This window comes from Kineococcus sp. R86509 (assembly GCF_042466365.1).
In the GTDB taxonomy this organism is placed as follows: domain Bacteria; phylum Actinomycetota; class Actinomycetes; order Actinomycetales; family Kineococcaceae; genus Kineococcus.
The window spans coordinates 2,561,330-2,577,177 of sequence record NZ_JAXHCE010000001.1 but is presented as its reverse complement, the minus strand read 5'-3'; the positions used below and the strand labels follow the sequence as shown (position 1 = coordinate 2,577,177).

17 protein-coding genes are annotated in these 15,848 nt (G+C 72.7%); 11 read left to right on the top strand and 6 right to left on the bottom strand.

What is annotated here, in order from left to right; genetic code table 11:
• Together SJY07_RS12585 and SJY07_RS12580 are read right to left on the bottom strand one after the other, a co-directional pair.
• Positions 1 to 567, bottom strand: coding sequence for a cysteine hydrolase family protein (locus tag SJY07_RS12585; protein WP_380159511.1), 567 nt, complete (start codon positions 565 to 567; stop codon positions 1 to 3).
• 40 nt (positions 568 to 607) lie between these two features.
• The gene (locus SJY07_RS12580) at positions 608 to 898 is read right to left on the bottom strand and encodes a hypothetical protein (RefSeq protein WP_380159509.1); all 291 of its coding nucleotides are present in this window, start codon (positions 896 to 898) and stop codon (positions 608 to 610) included.
• Positions 899 to 1,009: 111 nt separating this feature from the next.
• Between SJY07_RS12580 and SJY07_RS12575 the strand changes: the two genes are divergently transcribed.
• Genes SJY07_RS12575 through SJY07_RS12565 form a run of 3 tightly spaced genes read left to right on the top strand, consistent with a single transcriptional unit; the run spans position 1,010 to position 2,840 of the window.
• Positions 1,010 to 1,570 carry a hypothetical protein gene (locus SJY07_RS12575; RefSeq protein ID WP_380159507.1) on the top strand — a complete coding sequence of 187 codons (561 nt, stop codon included), beginning with the start codon at positions 1,010 to 1,012 and terminating at the stop codon, positions 1,568 to 1,570.
• Between the two features lie 44 nt (positions 1,571 to 1,614).
• The gene (locus tag SJY07_RS12570) at positions 1,615 to 2,142 is read left to right on the top strand and encodes an RNA polymerase sigma factor (RefSeq protein WP_380159505.1); all 528 of its coding nucleotides are present in this window, start codon (positions 1,615 to 1,617) and stop codon (positions 2,140 to 2,142) included.
• Positions 2,139 to 2,840, top strand: a complete 702-nt coding sequence (locus tag SJY07_RS12565; RefSeq protein WP_380159503.1) for a hypothetical protein — start codon at positions 2,139 to 2,141, stop codon at positions 2,838 to 2,840. The genes SJY07_RS12570 and SJY07_RS12565 overlap by 4 nt, the downstream gene beginning before the upstream one ends.
• 3 nt (positions 2,841 to 2,843) lie before the next feature.
• Here SJY07_RS12565 and SJY07_RS12560 read toward each other — a convergent pair whose 3' ends face one another.
• Together SJY07_RS12560 and SJY07_RS12555 are read right to left on the bottom strand one after the other, a co-directional pair.
• Complete coding sequence (locus tag SJY07_RS12560; RefSeq protein ID WP_380159501.1) at positions 2,844 to 4,223, bottom strand: nucleobase:cation symporter-2 family protein; 1,380 nt, start codon at positions 4,221 to 4,223, stop codon at positions 2,844 to 2,846.
• A 68-nt stretch (positions 4,224 to 4,291) separates the two neighbouring features.
• Positions 4,292 to 4,852 carry an NTP transferase domain-containing protein gene (locus SJY07_RS12555; protein ID WP_380159500.1) on the bottom strand — a complete coding sequence of 187 codons (561 nt, stop codon included), beginning with the start codon at positions 4,850 to 4,852 and terminating at the stop codon, positions 4,292 to 4,294.
• A 175-nt stretch (positions 4,853 to 5,027) separates the two neighbouring features.
• On the opposite strand from SJY07_RS12555, the gene uraD reads away from it, so the two are divergent.
• From uraD to SJY07_RS12535, 4 genes are read left to right on the top strand one after another with little or no spacing between them, the layout of a single operon-like run.
• Positions 5,028 to 5,510, top strand: coding sequence for a 2-oxo-4-hydroxy-4-carboxy-5-ureidoimidazoline decarboxylase (gene uraD, locus SJY07_RS12550; RefSeq protein WP_380159498.1), 483 nt, complete (start codon positions 5,028 to 5,030; stop codon positions 5,508 to 5,510).
• A complete protein-coding gene (gene uraH / locus SJY07_RS12545) occupies positions 5,507 to 5,827 on the top strand; it encodes a hydroxyisourate hydrolase (RefSeq protein ID WP_380159495.1) in 321 nt (106 codons plus the stop codon). The genes uraD and uraH overlap by 4 nt, the downstream gene beginning before the upstream one ends.
• A gap of 4 nt (positions 5,828 to 5,831) precedes the next feature.
• Complete coding sequence (gene pucL / locus SJY07_RS12540; protein ID WP_380159493.1) at positions 5,832 to 6,734, top strand: factor-independent urate hydroxylase; 903 nt, start codon at positions 5,832 to 5,834, stop codon at positions 6,732 to 6,734.
• Positions 6,734 to 7,201, top strand: coding sequence for a nucleoside deaminase (locus tag SJY07_RS12535; RefSeq protein ID WP_380159491.1), 468 nt, complete (start codon positions 6,734 to 6,736; stop codon positions 7,199 to 7,201). The genes pucL and SJY07_RS12535 overlap by 1 nt, the downstream gene beginning before the upstream one ends.
• Position 7,202: 1 nt before the next feature.
• On the opposite strand, the gene SJY07_RS12530 is transcribed toward SJY07_RS12535, so the two are convergent.
• Positions 7,203 to 8,423, bottom strand: coding sequence for a helix-turn-helix domain-containing protein (locus SJY07_RS12530; protein WP_380159489.1), 1,221 nt, complete (start codon positions 8,421 to 8,423; stop codon positions 7,203 to 7,205).
• A 23-nt stretch (positions 8,424 to 8,446) separates the two neighbouring features.
• Between SJY07_RS12530 and SJY07_RS12525 the strand changes: the two genes are divergently transcribed.
• Together SJY07_RS12525 and SJY07_RS12520 are read left to right on the top strand one after the other, a co-directional pair.
• Positions 8,447 to 9,271, top strand: a complete 825-nt coding sequence (locus SJY07_RS12525; RefSeq protein ID WP_380159487.1) for an FAD binding domain-containing protein — start codon at positions 8,447 to 8,449, stop codon at positions 9,269 to 9,271.
• Positions 9,268 to 12,012, top strand: coding sequence for a molybdopterin-dependent oxidoreductase (locus SJY07_RS12520; protein WP_380159485.1), 2,745 nt, complete (start codon positions 9,268 to 9,270; stop codon positions 12,010 to 12,012). The genes SJY07_RS12525 and SJY07_RS12520 overlap by 4 nt, the downstream gene beginning before the upstream one ends.
• A 40-nt stretch (positions 12,013 to 12,052) precedes the next feature.
• Here the strand turns inward: SJY07_RS12520 and SJY07_RS12515 are convergent, their stop codons facing one another.
• The gene (locus SJY07_RS12515) at positions 12,053 to 14,320 is read right to left on the bottom strand and encodes an MFS transporter (protein WP_380159483.1); all 2,268 of its coding nucleotides are present in this window, start codon (positions 14,318 to 14,320) and stop codon (positions 12,053 to 12,055) included.
• Between the two features lie 105 nt (positions 14,321 to 14,425).
• Between SJY07_RS12515 and SJY07_RS12510 the strand changes: the two genes are divergently transcribed.
• Positions 14,426 to 15,064 (top strand): TetR/AcrR family transcriptional regulator, encoded by a 639-nt coding sequence (locus SJY07_RS12510; protein ID WP_380159481.1) that lies wholly within the window; start codon positions 14,426 to 14,428, stop codon positions 15,062 to 15,064.
• A 107-nt stretch (positions 15,065 to 15,171) separates the two neighbouring features.
• Positions 15,172 to 15,840, top strand: a complete 669-nt coding sequence (locus tag SJY07_RS12505) for a Pr6Pr family membrane protein (protein ID WP_380159479.1) — start codon at positions 15,172 to 15,174, stop codon at positions 15,838 to 15,840.
• The last annotated feature ends 8 nt before the right edge of the window (positions 15,841 to 15,848 follow it).

The window sequence follows — 15,848 nt, the reverse complement described above, 5'->3', positions numbered from 1 at the left end:
TCAGACGGCGAGGGGCGCGCCGAACTCCACGTCCGCGGTCGACACCGTGCCGGCCGTGCGGCCGGGGGCGCTCTGGAAGCTCCAGTAGAGGTTCGTGTGCGCGATGACCTGCTCCGGCGGGGGCGCGCCCCACTCGCCGAGGTCCTCGGTGGTGTGCGCGTCGCCCACGAGGGTCACGTCGTAGCCGCGGGTGAAACCGCCGTGCAGCGTCGAGCGGATGCAGGCGTCGGACTGCGCCCCCGTGACGATCAACCGGCCGACGGCCCGTTCGGCCAGCACGGCCTCGAGGTCGGTGTCCTCGAAGGCGTCCCCGTAGCGCTTGTGCACCAACGGTTCCGCCGGGTCGGGGACGAGCTCGGGCACGAACTGCCACTCCTCGGAGCCCAGCGGGAGTTCCTCGCTGGAGTGCTGCACCCACACGACAGGCACACCGTCGGTGCGGGCGCGCTCGAGCAGGCGCGAGATGTTCGCGACGACGTTCTCGGTGTCCACGCTCGCGCTCATCACCCCCTGCTGGACGTCGATGACGAGCAGGGCGGTCTCGGAGCGGTCCGGCAGGGTCGTCACGGCACGACGTTAGGACTCCCCGCGGGGCGGGCGGAACCCCTCAGAGCGGACGGATCACCGCGTGCGGGGCGAGCACCGGGGGAGCGACCGGAGGGACGACGTCCCACGGCTGGAGGACGTCGCCGGACCCCGGGCCCTCGTCCGGACCGAGGAGGCCCTGCGCCGGCGCCGGCAGCACGTACAGCGGGTGCTCCAGGTGCAGGACGACCGGCGCCACCGGCCGCGGAGCGGCCTGCGCGGGAGCCGTGTCGTGGTGCTGGACCAGGCCGAGGACGGCGGAGGCGAGCGCGGCGGCGCCGCCGATCACGGCGAGCGTCGTGGTCTGGCTCATGGCTGCTCCTCTGGGCCGAACGGGTGAGTCGCCCCCGTTGTCGGCATCGACGCGCCAGAACCTGAGCCGGTGTGGAACCGTTGCCGGGTGAGGCGACGGCTGGGTGGGGTGGTGAGCGCCGCCGTGGTCCCGCTCGCCGCCGCCGTCGCCGTGTGGTCGCCGCTCGGGAACGCGTTCCCCGCCGAGGCGACGCGAGCGCCCCAGGCCGAGGTCGCCAGGCCCGCGACCCTGCGGACGACGGCCGGGCAGTGCGTCTGGGAACTGCAGCGGGCGGACCCCTACTCCGTCCTCGCCGGCGGGGAAGGCTCCCTCGCGACGTCCGCCCTCTACCGGTTCGCCGACGGCGAGACGCACTTCTGCGTGGCCTTCGCCGCGGGCAGCGTCGACAACCGCGTCGAGGTCGACTCCCTGGGCCGGCAGGTCCTCTGGGGGTGGGTGAAGAACCAGGACGGCTCCTTCGACGCCTCGCTGTTCGGACCCCGGAAGGCGGGCTACGCCCGGGTCGTCGTCTCCACCCCCGACGGCCAGCAGTACCAGACGATCTTCCTCGACCGGTACTGGTGGACCCCCGTGCACGTCGCGGACCAGTCCCTCCTCGACGACAGCCGGTGGACGGCCTACGACCGCTACGGTCGCCTCGTCGGCCAGGGGCGCGTCTCCACCGACTACTGAAGCGCTGGTGTGGAACGTTCGTCCTCCTGAAGCGTCCTGAGGGTGTGAGAGCAGTCAGCGACGCCCCCGCAGAGGCGACCGTCGAGCGGGACCCCGAGGCCCAGTACCAGGACCTCTTCCGCCGCCACTTCCGCGCGACCGTCCGGCTCGCCCAGCTGCTGGGCGCCGACGACGCCGAGGACGTCGCCCAGGAGGCGTTCGTCCGCCTCCACGAACACCGACGGCGACTGCGCGACCCCGCCGCGGCCCTCGCCCACGTCCGGCGCACGACCGCGAACCTCGCCACCTCCCGGCTTCGCCACCTGCGCGTCGTCCGTCGCACCCCCGGCGAGGTGCCCCGCACCGCGGTCTCCGCCGAGGAGACCGTCGTCGCCGCCGAACAGGTCGACGAACTCCGCACCGCGCTGGGGAAGCTGTCCGCCCGCCACCGCGAGGCCCTCGTCCTGCGCTACTGGCTCGACCTCCCCGTCGCCGAGGTCGCCGACGCGCTCGACGTGCCCGTCGGCACCGCCAAGTCCACGATCTCCCGCGCCCAGGCGGCGCTCGCGAACCTGCTGGAGGAGCGACCGTGAACGATCTGCAGAAACTCCTCGACGCGGTCGCCGTACCGATCGAAGCCGCGACCGAGGACCAGTGGGCGCGCAACCGGGAACTCGTCGGTGCTCGCCGTCGTCGGCGCCGGATCGGGGGTGGTGTCGTCGCCGGTCTCGCCGCCGCGGCGGTCGTCGCGATCGCAGTGACGTGGAACCCCTCGGGAAACCCCCTCTCCGTGCAGCCGGCCGGTCCGGTCCGGGCGCAGGTGGTGGACCCGTCGACCCTGACCCCGTTGGCCGAGGACTGCGCACACAGACGCGGCGTGTACACGGACGTCACGGCGCTCGCCGGCGCGACCAGCGCCGCGGGACGAGGGGTGCTCTACGAGGTCGCGGGTGGTGAGACGCGATTCTGCGTCTCCCTGGACGGGGGCGCCGTGGACGGGCCGATCTCGGACGACTTCCCCGGCGACCAGGTCCTCGGGGGCTGGGTCGGTGCCGGGGATTCCGACCCCGCCACGGCCTCGGTCTTCGGACTCCGGGGGAGCGACGACGCCCGCGTCGTGGTGTCGACCCCGGACGGCAAGGAGTTCGAGGCCGCGTTCTTCGACCGGTACTGGTGGACGCCGGTGCCCGTCGCGAAGGCGACGGACCTCGACGAGACCACCTGGGCGGCGTTCGACCGGCAGGGACGACTCGTCCACCAGGGCCGTCTGTCGAGGGCCCGAACGGGCTGAGGTTCAGTGGCTCCGCGTGGCGACCCCGGCCGCCTCGGCCGCGGCGCGGGCCTGCTCCTCGGGGGTGTGCGTGCTCGTACAGAGGATCCGGTGCAGCACGATCGCGACGATGGCCCCCGAGGAGATCCCGGAGTCGAAGATGGTCTGGAACCAGTCGGGGGTTCGGGCGTAGATGCCGGGGTTGACCGTCGGCAGCAACCCGACGCCGAGGGCCACGGCGATCATCAGCAGGGCCCGACTGTCCAGCGTGCAGGACGCGAGGGTCCGGATGCCGCTCGCCGCGACCATCCCGAACAACGCCACCCCGGCCCCGCCGAGGACGGCGACGGGAACGGAACCCACGACGGCGCCGAGCTTCGGCACCAGGCCCAGGACGACGAGGATCCCGCCCGCGAACGTCGCGACGTAGCGGGAACGGACCCCGGACAGGCTCACCAGCCCGACGTTCTGCGCGAACGCCGTGTAGGGGAACGTGTTGAACACCCCACCGAGGACCGTGGACAACCCGTCGGCGCGCAGTCCGTCGGCGATGTCGCGGGGTTCGAGGCGCTGGTCGACGATCTCACCGATGGCCAGTACGTCGCCCGTCGTCTCGGTCATGATGACCAGCGCGACGACGCACATCGCGATGACGGAACCCACCTGGAACGAGGGGGCGCCGAACGCGAACGGTGTCGAGATCCCGAACCACGCCTGGTCACCGACCCCGGTGACGTCGACCTTCCCGGCGATCGCCGCGACGACGGTTCCCACGACGATCCCGAGCAGGATCGCGATTCGGGCGACGGCGGGCGGGGCGAGGCGTTCGATCAGCAGGATCGCGACCAGGGTGAACAGCGCGAGCAGCAGGTTCGACGGGGCGCCGAAGTCGGCGGCACCCGTTCCGCCACCGGCCCAGCCGGCGGCGACGCTCATGAGCGACAACCCGATGAGCAGGATCACGGTGCCGGTGACCAGCGGCGGGAAGAACCGCAGGAGCTTCGAGAACACCGGGGCGAGCACCACCATGAACACGCCGCAGGCGATGACCGAACCGTAGATCGCGGCGACCCCGTGCTGGGTGCCGATGGTGATCATCGGGCCGACGGCGGCGAAGGTGCAGCCCTGCATCAGGGGCAGCCGGACCCCGAACCGCCAGAAACCCACCGACTGGACGATGGTCGCGATCCCGGCCACGAACAGGTCCGCCACGATGAGGTGGGCGAGGTCGTCGGGCGACATCCGGCCGGCCGAGATCATCGCCCCGCCGACGATGAGCGGCACCGCGACGGCACCGGCGTACATCGCGAGGACGTGCTGCAACCCGAGAGGGGCGAGTCTCCGCAGCGGCGGCACCTCGTCGACCGGGTGGACGCCGTGCTGAACCCGCAGTTCGCTCGCCATCACAGCACGCTGGCACGCGAACACCGGCGGCGGAACAGGCTGCACGGAACTCGCGTGTGAAGAGTGTGTTACACGGACCGTGTTCCGGGTGGGAGGTCCTCGGGGTGGTCGACGTCCGCAGCCGCCCCCGGAACCTCGACGGCCGTCCACGGGATCTCGCCGAACAGCGCGTTCAGACCGGACCCGGTGTCCGCGAGTTCCAGGGCGCGGGCCACGTGCTCGCGGCCGATCAGCACGGGGTGACCGGGACGTCCGCGCTCGACCCCCCGCGCGAGCACGGTCGGCGAGGCGAGTCCGAGCACGGCCCGCACCCCGGCCACGTCGATCCCGGGCAGGTCGACGAGGGTGATCAGCACCGTGTCCGCCTGCTGGGCCGATGGGTGCCGCAGCGCCCGGGCCAACCCCGCCCCCGGCCCGCGGGAGGCGTCCGGGACCTCGACCGCGACGACCCCGGAGGGCAGTTCCTGCCCGGCGCCCAGGGTGACCAGGACGGAGGAGCATCCCGCCGCCACCAGCAGCTCGGCGGTCGCCGCCGCGAACGTCCGGCCGTCGGGGTGACGCAGCAGGGCCTTGGGCGCACCCATCCGCCGGCCCGCCCCCGCGGCCAGCACGATCCCCACCACACCCACCCGCGGATCGAACCATGTTTCGGTCAGGTTTCCCCGCGCGGGTGGTCGGGGTCGGTTCTGGAGGTTCGTCCAAACCCGTGTGCCGGTGGACTGGGAACGTTGGTGCCCCGGAGGCTGCGCGCCGGGCGTCGCGCAGGTGACACTGGTCGCAGGAACGTGGAGAGAGGGAGGGTCCGTGGGCATCGGTGAGCTCGACGACGCCGGGACGGCGCGCTGCGAGGAGTTGCTGCGCACCTGCTGCGACGCGCCGGCCTGGGCGGCGCGGACGGCCGCGCGCCGCCCCTTCGGATCGCTGGTGAGCCTGCTGGAGATCGCCGACGAGGAACTCGCCGCGACCTCCGAGGCCGATGTCGACGTCGCCCTGGCCGCGCACCCCCGGATCGGGGAACGCTCCGAGAGCGCCGACTCCCGACGTGAACAGGCGGGCGCGCTGGCCGCCGGCTCCGAGGTGCTGGACGCGCTCGCGACGGGGAACCGGGCCTACGAGGAGAAGTTCGGGCACGTCTACCTGGTCTGCGCGTCGGGCAGGAGCGCCGAGGAACTCCTCGCGGTCCTGGACTCCCGCCTCGGCAACGACCCGGACACCGAGCGGAAGGTCCTGCGCGAGGAACTCGCCGCGATCACCCGGCTCCGGCTGACCCGGCTGGTGGCGTCGTGACCAGCCTCTCGACGCACGTCCTGGACGCCGTCACCGGAACCCCGTCCGCGGGGATGTCGGTGGTGCTGGCCGACGCCGACGGAACCCCCGTCGCGAGCGGGTCCACCGACGACGACGGCCGTGCCCGCCTGGCCGAGGAACTCGCGCCGGGGACCTACCGGCTCCTGTTCCAGACCGGGCCCTGGTTCGCCGCGGCCGGTCGTGAGACGTTCTACCCCGAGGTCGTCGTCGCCTTCTCCGTCGGTGCCGACCGGGCGCACCTGCACGTCCCCCTGCTGCTCTCACCGTTCGCCTACTCCACCTACCGAGGGAGCTGACACGATGGCCGTCTACCTGGCGGGTCACCAGTACGGCAAGGCGGAGAACCGCGTCGTGCGGTTCCAGCGCGACACCCCGCGCCACGAGATCGTCGACCTCAACGTCACCTCCACCCTGCGCGGCGACTTCGCCGACGCGTACCTCACGGGTGACCAGACGAAGGTCCTGCCCACGGACACGCAGAAGAACACGATGTACTCCTACGCCAAGGAGAAGGGCATCGCCAGCGTCGAGGGGTACGCCCTCGACCTGGCCCGGCACTTCGTCGACGACGTGGAACCCGTCAGCGGCGCCCGCATCGACGTCGACTCCTACCTGTGGACCCGCGCCACGGTGAACGGCGCGGAGCACGACCACAGCTGGACGCGCTCCGGCAGCGAGGTCCGTACGGCCGCGATCACGGTGTCCGGCAAGGGCTCAGAGCAGGAGACCCACGTCGTCGCCGGGCTCAAGGAGTTCACGCTGCTCAAGTCCACGGGGTCGACGTTCAAGGACTTCATGGTCGACGAGTACACGACGCTGGAACCCACCGAGGATCGCGTGATGGCGACCTCGCTGGTCGCGACCTGGCGCTACGACGCGACCTGCCTGCAGGAGGGGTTCGACTTCGACGCCGCCTACGACGCCGTCAAGTCCGCGATGGTCACCCAGTTCGCGACGGTTCACTCCAAGGCCCTCCAGCAGACGTTGTGGCTCATGGGCAAGGCCGCGATCGAGACCGTCCCGGCCGTCGCGGAGGTCCGGCTGGTGGCGCCGAACAAGCACCACTTCCTCTACGACCTGGCCCGTTTCGGCGTCCAGAACTCCGGTGAGGTGTTCCACGCCGACGACCGCCCCTACGGCCTGATCCAGGCCGTCGTGGCCCGCGACGACGCACCGCCCGCACCGATCGCGTGGGAACGGTGATGGACGACCAGAAGTTCCTCGACCTGGCGGTCGACCTCGCCGTGCAGAACGTCGCCGACGGGGGTGGCCCCTTCGGGGCGGTCGTCGTCCGCGACGGAGTCGTCATCGCGCAGGGCCAGAACCGCGTCACCCGTGACAACGACCCGACCGCGCACGCCGAGGTCCAGGCGATCCGCGCGGCCTGCCAGGAACTCGGCTCGTTCAGCCTCGCCGGCTGCACGCTGTACTCCAGCTGCGAACCGTGCCCCATGTGCCTGGCGTCCGCGTTGTGGTCGCGCGTGGACCGCGTGCTCTTCGCCGCCGACCGGGACGACGCGGCCCGCGGGGGTTTCGACGACCGTGCGTTCTACGAGTTGTTCGACACCCCGCGCTCCGCGTGGGCGGTCCCCGTCGTCCAGCAGCGCGACGGGAACTCACCCGCGCCCTTCGACGCCTGGCTCGCGAGCGTCGAACGTGTCGACTACTGACTCAGCTCCGGTCCAGCAGTCGCAGCGCGACCTGCAGGTCCACCACGTCGTCGACGTCGCGCAGGTCGCGGTCGAGCAACGACTCGACACGGCTGAGCCGGTAGCGCACGGTGTTCTGGTGGACGTGCAGCAGTGCGGCGGTGCGGGTGGGCGAGCGGCCCTCCCGCAACAGCGTCCGCAACGTCAGCAGCAGGTCGGGATCGTCCAGCACCCCGGCCAGGACGCGTTCGGCGAACCGCCGTCGCTCCTCGGCCGGGACGGAACGCAACAGGTCCTCGACGCCGCCGGTGTCGCGGTCGTGCTCCACGACGAGGCCCGGTCGGCTCCGGGCGGCCCGCAGTGCCCGCCGGGCTCCGGCAACCGCTTCGGCCGGGTCGTCGACGGGACGGCTGACCCCCACGACCAGGGGACGTCCCGTCCGGTGCAGCCGTCGTTCGAGCAGAGCGACGTCCTGCGTGAGCACGACGCCGTCCACGACCGCGTGCGGTCCGTCGGCGAGGGCGTCGAGGACGAGGTCGAGTTCCTCGGCCCCGACCCCCAGCACGGTTCCGGACGGGGCTGCGGGGTTCTCCGGCAGCCGCCGGTGCAGGGCGAGCACCCCGGCCAGCGCCGTCAGGGTCACCTCCGGCAGGCCGTCGGCGACCAGCCGCCACGGCGCGGGTCCCTCGCCGACGGGCCGCCCCGGTGGAGCCAGGGCGAAGAGGACGTCGACGTCGTCCTCGGTGAGCGCCCCGCCCGCGAGCAGTCGCCCGGTCGCGGACAGCACCCGCACCCCGGGCAGCCCCCCCACGACCTCCGGCAGCCCGCGGCCCGCGGCCAGCGCGGCGAGCAGGCGCTGCACGGTGTCGTCGCGCGGGCCCACGGCGGCGTCGACGAACGCGTTCACCCGGTGGAACGCGGTCTCGGCCGGGACCGCGAACACCGGCAGCCCCACGGCCTCCGCCGCGGCGACGACGTCCGCGGGCACCTCGCCGAGCAGTCCCTCGCCCACGGCCAGGGCGCACGCGCCCGCCGCCTCGACGGACGCGACGAAGGCCGGGCTGTCGTCGGCGTCGCGGCGCCAGGCCAGGCCGGTCAGCACGAGGTGGCCGACGGCCACGTAGCGGCCCGGGTCGCGCAGGTCGACGGTCGTCGTCCCCGTCACCGGGCGGTCCAGGGACGCCTGCGACCCGCCCAGCCACCGCAGCCCGAGGTCACCCCGGGAGAGGTCGGCCACCCGCACGCCAGCACCTCCGGAAGCAGCTCATGGACCTGAACACGATCGAGACCATCATCCCGGTCCGGGACCGGGACGCCCTCCGGCGGGCCCACGACGGCGATCCGACGACGTCGGTCCTGGCCGGTGGCACGTGGTTGTTCTCGCTCCCGCAGCCGCACCTGCGGACCCTCGTCGACCTGACGACGCTGGACTGGGAACCCTTCACGGTCACCGACGCGGGGCTGCGACTGGCCGCGACCTGCCCCATCGGGGCCCTGGAGTCGATCCCCGTCCCGACCGACTGGACCGCGCGGGCGCTGTTCCGGCAGTGCACCCGGGCGCTGCTGGCCTCGTACAAGGTGCGTTCGGTCGCGACCGTCGGCGGGAACGTCTGCGCCGCCCTCCCGGCCGGGGCGATGACGTCGCTGACCGCCGCCCTCGACGGGGTCGCGGAACTCTGGGTGGCCGACGGCGGGATCCGCCGGGTGCCGGTCGCGGAGTTCGTGACCGGCGACAACCGCACCGCGCTGGAACCCGGCGAGGTGCTGCGGGCGATCGACCTTCCCGTCACCGCGTTGCGCGCGACGACGTCGTTCCGCCGGGTGGCGCTGGCCCGGCTCGGCCGTTCGGCGTCGTTGGTCGTGGGACGGCGGGAGGAGGACGGCGGTTTCACCCTCACGGTGACGGCGTCCACCCCGTACCCGCTGGTGTTCTCCCACCCCTCCGTCCCGGACCCGCGGACCCTCGTCGCCGAGGTCGAGGAGCGGGTCGAGGCCGGGCCGGGTTGGTTCGACGACGTCCACGGCGCCCCCGACTGGCGCCGGGCGACGACGTTGCGCTTCGCCGCCGAGATCGTGGAGGAACTCTCGTGAAGATCGTGGTCAACGGGGAGACCCGCGACGTCCAACCCCGGGCGGGACAGTGCCTGCGGACGCTCCTGCGGGAGAGTTCGCACGTCGAGGTGAAGAAGGGCTGTGACTCCGGCGACTGCGGCGCCTGCACCGTCCTGGTCGAGGGGAACCCGGTCCACTCCTGCCTCTACCCCGCGCTGCGCGCGGCCGACCGGGAGATCACCACCGTCGCCGGACTGGGAACGCCGGAGGCGCTCAGCCCCGTGCAGCAGCGGTTCGTCGACGCCGCGGGTTTCCAGTGCGGTTTCTGCACCGCGGGCATGGTGGTGACGGCCTCGGCGTTCGACGACACCCAGCGCGCCGACCTCGCCGAGCACCTCAAGGGGAACCTCTGCAGGTGCACCGGATACCGCGCGATCCGCGAGGCGATCACCGGCGGCGACCTGGAACCGCTGCCCGCCAGCGGGAAGGTGGGGGAGCGGGTGGGTGCCCCCGCGGGTCGCCGCGTCGTCACGGGCCGCGAGCGCTACACCCTCGACCACGGCCCGGACGAGGTGCCCGGTGACGTCCTGCACGTCGCCGTTCTGCGCAGTCCGCACGCGCACGCCCGGATCACCCGCATCGACCCCGCGGCCGCCGAGGCCCTCGCGGGCGTCCACCTCGTACTGACCCACGAGAACGTCCCGCAGACGCTGTTCTCGACGGGCCGGCACGAGAACCGCCTCGACGACCCGGACGACACGCTGATCCTCGACCCGGTACTCCGCCACGTCGGGCAACGCGTCGCGGTCGCGGTCGCCGAGGACCTGGCCACCGCCGAGGAGGCGTTGCGCCGCATCGTCGTGGAGTACGAGGAACTCCCCGCCGTGTTCGACCCGGCCCTCGCCCGCGAACCCGGTGCCCCCCTGGTCCACGGCGACAAGGACGCCGCGGCCTCCCGCATCGGCGACCCGCAGCGCAACGTCGTCGCGGAACTGCACGGCGGGGTCGGCGACGTGGACCTGGCCCTCGCCCGGGCCGACGTGACGGTGTCGGGGACCTGGCAGACCCAGCGCGTCTCCCACGTCGCCCTCGAGACCCACGCGGCGGTGTCGTGGCTGGACGAGGACGGCCGGTTGGTCGTCCGGGCCAGCACCCAGGTGCCGTTCCTGGTGCGCGACGAACTCGCCCGCATCCTCGGGGTGGAGCCCGACCGGGTCCGGGTCCTCGCCGCCCGGGTCGGCGGGGGTTTCGGCGGCAAGCAGGAACTCCTCGTCGAGGACCTGGTCGGGTTGGCGACCCTGCGGACCGGACGCGCCGTCCAGTACGAGACGACCCGCGGCGACACCCTCTCGGCGATGCCGACCCGCCACCCGTTCCGGGTGTCCGTGCGGTTGGGGGCCACCCTGGACGGAACCCTCACCGCCCTGGCGTTGGAGGTGCTGTCCAACGCCGGCGCCTACGGCAACCACTCGCCCGGGGTGATGTTCCACGGCTGCCACGAGACGGTGGCGACCTACCGGTGCGAGAACAAGCGGGTCGACGCGCAGGCCGTCTACACGAACACCGTCCCCTCCGGTGCGTTCCGCGGTTACGGACTCGGGCAGGTCGTGTTCGGCCTCGAGTCGGCCATGGACGACCTCGCCCGCGAGCTCGGGATGGACCCCTACGAGTTGCGGCGACGCAACGTCGTGGTGCCCGGCGACCCGTTCGTGGTGACGTCCTACCCCTCCGACGGTTCCGAGGCCGACGACGGTCTGCGCTACGGCAGCTACGGACTCGACCAGTGCCTCGACCTGGTCGAGGAGGGCATGAGCCGGGACGGTGAACCCGCCCCGGAGGGTCCGCAGTGGCGGACGGGGTCCGGGATGGCGCTGTCGATGATCGCGACCACCCCGCCCCGGGGGCACTTCGCCGACACGAGCGTGCGGTTGCTGGCGGACGGGACGTGGGAGCTGAACGTCGGCACGGCCGAGTTCGGCAACGGGACGAGCACCGTCCACCAGCAGATCGCGGTCTCCGCCCTCGGGACGACCGCCGACCGTCTCCGCCTGCGCCAGAGCGACACCGACGTCACGCGGCACGACACGGGTGCGTTCGGCTCGGCCGGCTCCGTCGTCGCCGGCAAGGCGTTGCTGTCGGCGTGCGAGCAGGTCGCGGACCAGGTGCGGACGCTCGCCGCCGACCTGCTCGGGGTGGGGGTGCGGCAGGTGGAACTCGGCCCCGCCGAGGCGAGCGGCGGAGGCCGGTCGGTGACCCTGCCGGAACTCCACGCGGAAGGTCTGCGCCGCAACGGTTCAGCGCCCGGGGCTCACGGCGACGAGGACGCGGCGCTGCGCTCCGTCGCGTTCAACGTCCAGGGTTTCCGCGTCGCGGTGGACGTCGACTCCGGGGAGGTGCGGATCCTCCGCTCCGTCCACGCCGTCGACGCGGGAACCGTCCTGAACCCGGTGCAGCTGCGGGGCCAGGTCGAGGGCGGTGTCGCGCAGGCCATCGGGTCCTCGCTGTTCGAGGAGGTCCGCGTCGGGCCGGACGGTGTCAGCCCGACGGTGTCGTTGCGGGAGTACTACGTCCCCCGGATCGACGACCTGCCCGACACCGAGGTCCGCTACGCCGACACCTACGACACGATCGGCCCGCTCGGGGCGAAGTCGATGAGCGAGGCGCCCTACAACCCCGTCGCCCCCGCTCTGGCGAACGCGATCCGGGACGCGATCGGTGTCCGGTTGTTCGAGCTCCCGATGTCCGCCGACCGCGTCTGGCGAGCCATCCCCGACGCGTGATCCCGCTGGTGGTCCCAGCGGGATCACGGGTCGGTGGGGGTCAGGAGTGGACGGTGGTCCCGCCGAGGTGCAGGTCGGCGTCGGCGGGCAGTCCGTCGTCGACCCGGACGTCGCGGGTGGCGGGTTCCCAGCTCGAGGCCGTCACGGTGTAGTTCCCGCCGGCGACGTCGCTGAACTCGTAGCGGCCGTCGACGTCGGTGGTGGTGACCTCCGCGACCCGGCCGGTCGCGTCGACGAGGGTCACCGTCGCGCCGGCGTGGGCGGTGGAACCCGCGCCGGCGGTCACGGTCCCGGTCACCCGGCCGCCGCTGCTGAGGAGCAGCTCTACGACGAGCGCCTCGTCGTCCCCGACCTCGGTGGAACGGGCGGTCGGTCGGCTCCGACCGGAGCGGGTCGTGAGCACGTAGGTACCGCCGGACAACCCGTCGAACGTGTACCCACCCTCCGCGTCGGTCGTGGTGGAACCCACGACCCGGCCGGTGACGTCGGTCAGGGTGACGAGGGCGCCGGGGACCCCGGACCTCTCCTGCTGCACCCGGCCGGTGAGCGCGGAACGCCCGGCGAGGGTGACGTCGTGGGTCAGCGCGGAACTCCCGACGGCGACCAGCGTCGCGTGCGGGGACAGGTGCCCGGCCGCCGTGATGAGGAGGTAGGTGCCACCGGTGGGGACGGGGAGTTCGTAGGCGCCGTTCTCGCTGGAGGTTCCGCGCGCGACCTGGCGGCCGGCGGAGTCGGTGAGGGTCAGGACGGCCCCGGCCAACGGTCGGGAACCCCCGGTCGTGACGTTGCCGCGCACCACGAGGGCCGGGCTGGGCCGCTGCTGCGGGACCGAGGACGGTTCCGGGAGCGCGGGTTTCGTCGGAGTGGTGTCCACGGCGGCCGGAGCCTCCGTCGCCGGCTGGGCGCGCGGGATGAGCGCGGCGATGACCACGGCCAGCAGCGCGGCACCCGACGCGACGATCAGGATGGTCTTGAAACCCCGTTCCGCCGGGATGGCCACGCCCCCGGCGACGACGGCCGAGGAGGCCAGCACCGCGCCGGACACCGCACTGGCGACGGAGGAACCGATCGAGCGGACCAGGGTGTTGAAGCTGTTCGCGGAGGCCGTCTCGCGCACCGGGACGGCGGACATGATGAGCGCGGGCATCGAGCCGTAGGCGAAACCGACGCCGGCGCCGATGATCCCGGTCACGATCGAGAGCTGCCAGACCGCGTCCGTGAAGAACACGCCGACGGCGTAGCCGATCGCGACGACGAGACCGCCGATCATCAGGCTGACCTTGGGTCCGTGGCGACGGGTCACGTTCGCCGAGATCGGCGCGGTCACCATCATGACGAGGCCGGCGGGCAGCATCGCGAGGCCGGCGGTGAGCATCGACTTCCCCAGACCGTAACCGGTCTGCGTCGGCAGCTGGATGATCTGCGGGATGACCAGCGACATCGCGAACATGGCGAAACCGAGGGCGACGGAGGCGAGGTTCGTCAGCAGGACCTGCGGACGGGCGGTGGTGCGCAGGTCGACGAGGGGTTCGCGGCTGCGCAGTTCCCAGATCCCCCAGAGCACGGCGAGGACGGCACCGCCGATGAGGCAGCCCAGCGTCTCGCCGCTCGCCCAGCCCCAGTCCCTGCCCTTGGAGACACCGAGCAGGATCGCGACGAGGGTCACGGACAGGCCGACCGCGCCCAGCAGGTCGATCCGTCCGCCGTGGGCACCGGCCGCGGACGGGATGAGGGTCAGGACGAGCACGAACACGATCGCGCCGAGCCCGCCCGCGACCCAGAACAGCCAGTGCCAGTCGAGGTTGTCGGCGATGAGCGCGGCGCCCGGCAGACCGAGGGCGCCACCGACACCGAGCGAGGCGCTCATGAGCGCGGTGGCCGGCCCCAGCTTCTCGACGGGCAGGATGTCACGCATCAGGCTGATGCCGAGCGGGATCACGCCGGCGGCGAAACCCTGGAGGGCCCGGCCGACGATCATCGGCGTGAGGCTGTCGGAGAGGGCGCAGACGACGGAACCGATGACCATCGCGGCGAGGCTCGCGAGCAGCAGTGGCCGCTTGCCGAACATGTCGCCGAGGCGGCCGGCGATCGGGGTGGCGACCGCGCCGGCGAGCAGCGTGGCGGTGATCGCCCAGGAGGCGTTGGACGCCGAGGTCCCGAGGTAGACCGGGAGCTGACCCACGATCGGGATGACCAGGGTCTGCATGAGGGCGACGGAGATGCCGCCGAGGGCGAGGATCGCGACGATCACGCCGACGGGGCGTTCGGCGTGCCCGGGGGAGGCGGGGGCGGGTGCTGCTGCGGACATCGGGGTCCTTCAGTCGTCGAGTTAAGTCAAATGCTTGACTTAGTTGAGCACAGGGACAATGGTCGGTGCAAGGGGCGACCAGAGGGGGAGACGGTGGGATCAGCGGTGCGGAACGCTCCGAGGGGCGAGGCCACGCGGACGGCGATCATCGAGGCCGCCGAGCGGCTCTTCGCCGAGCACGGCCTGGACGGGGTGTCGCACCGCCAGATCAGCGCGGAGGCAGGACAGGGCAACAACGCCGCCGTCGGCTACCACTTCGGGACGACCCACGACCTCGTCACCGCCATCGTCGAGCGCCACAGCACGCCGATCGACGCCCTCCGAGGTGCCATGGCCGACCGCGTCGCGGGATCCACGGACATCCGGGACTGGGTGGACTGCCTCTTCCGGCCGATGGCCGAGCACCTGGAGTCCCTCGGCTCCCCCACGTGGTGGGCCCGGTTGTCCGCCCAGCTCGCCGCCGACCCCCGCCGGCACGCGCTCTACGTCGAGCACGTCCTGCGCTCGGAGGCGTTGAGGCGCACGGTCGCCGGTTTCACGGCCTGCCTGCCCGACCTGCCGGAACCCGTCCGGGAGGAACGCGCGGCCATGTCGCGGCTGCTCTCGGTGCACGTCTTCGCCGACCGCGAGACCGCGCTCGCCGAGGGGAGCCCCACCCCCCGGGCGAGCTGGTCCGAGACCGCCGACGGTGTCGTCGACGCGATGGTCGGGTTGTGGACGGCCCCGGTCACCCACCCCTCCTGAGCGCCCCCTCCCCCGCGGAAACAACACTTTCCGCCCTCGGTCGCCCCTCCGCGAGGGCGGAAAGTGTTGTTTCCGCGGGGACCGCGGTGGGCAGGCAGGATGGACGCGTGAGATACCTCGCCTCCTCCTCGCGCGTCTGGCACGCGGTGCTCGCCCTCGTCGTGCTCGCGGCGCTGGTCGCGCAGGTCGTCCTCCTGATCGGCGGCGGCCGGGACGCGAACTCCGGGCAGGCCACCGCTTCCACGGCGACCAGCCTGGTCCGCTTCGTCAGCTACTTCACGGTCCAGAGCAACCTGCTGGTCCTGGTCGCGGCGGTCTCGCTGGTCCTGGACCCGGCGCGCGACGGCCGGTTCTGGCGCGTCCTGCGGTTGACGGGGCTGCTCGGGATCACGGTCACGGGGCTGGTGTTCGGTGCGGTCCTCGCCCCGTTCGTGCACCACACCGGCATCGGCTGGTGGATCAACGCCGGGTTCCACTACGTCTCGCCGTTCATGGCGTTCCTCGGCTGGGCGGTGTTCGGGCCGCGACCGCGCGTCGACGGACGCACGGTGGCGTGGGCGGTGGCCTGGCCCATCGCCTGGGTCGTCTACACGCTGGTGCGCGGGGCGGTCGTCGGCTGGTACCCGTACCCGTTCCTGGACGTCGACGCCGTCGGGTACCTGATCGCCCTGCGCAACACCGGGTTCGTCGTGGTGCTGGCCCTGGTCCTGCTGACGGTCTTCCGCTGGCTCGACGGCCGGCTCCCCGCCCGCCGTGGAGAACCGCTCCCGCGCTGATCGAGGTC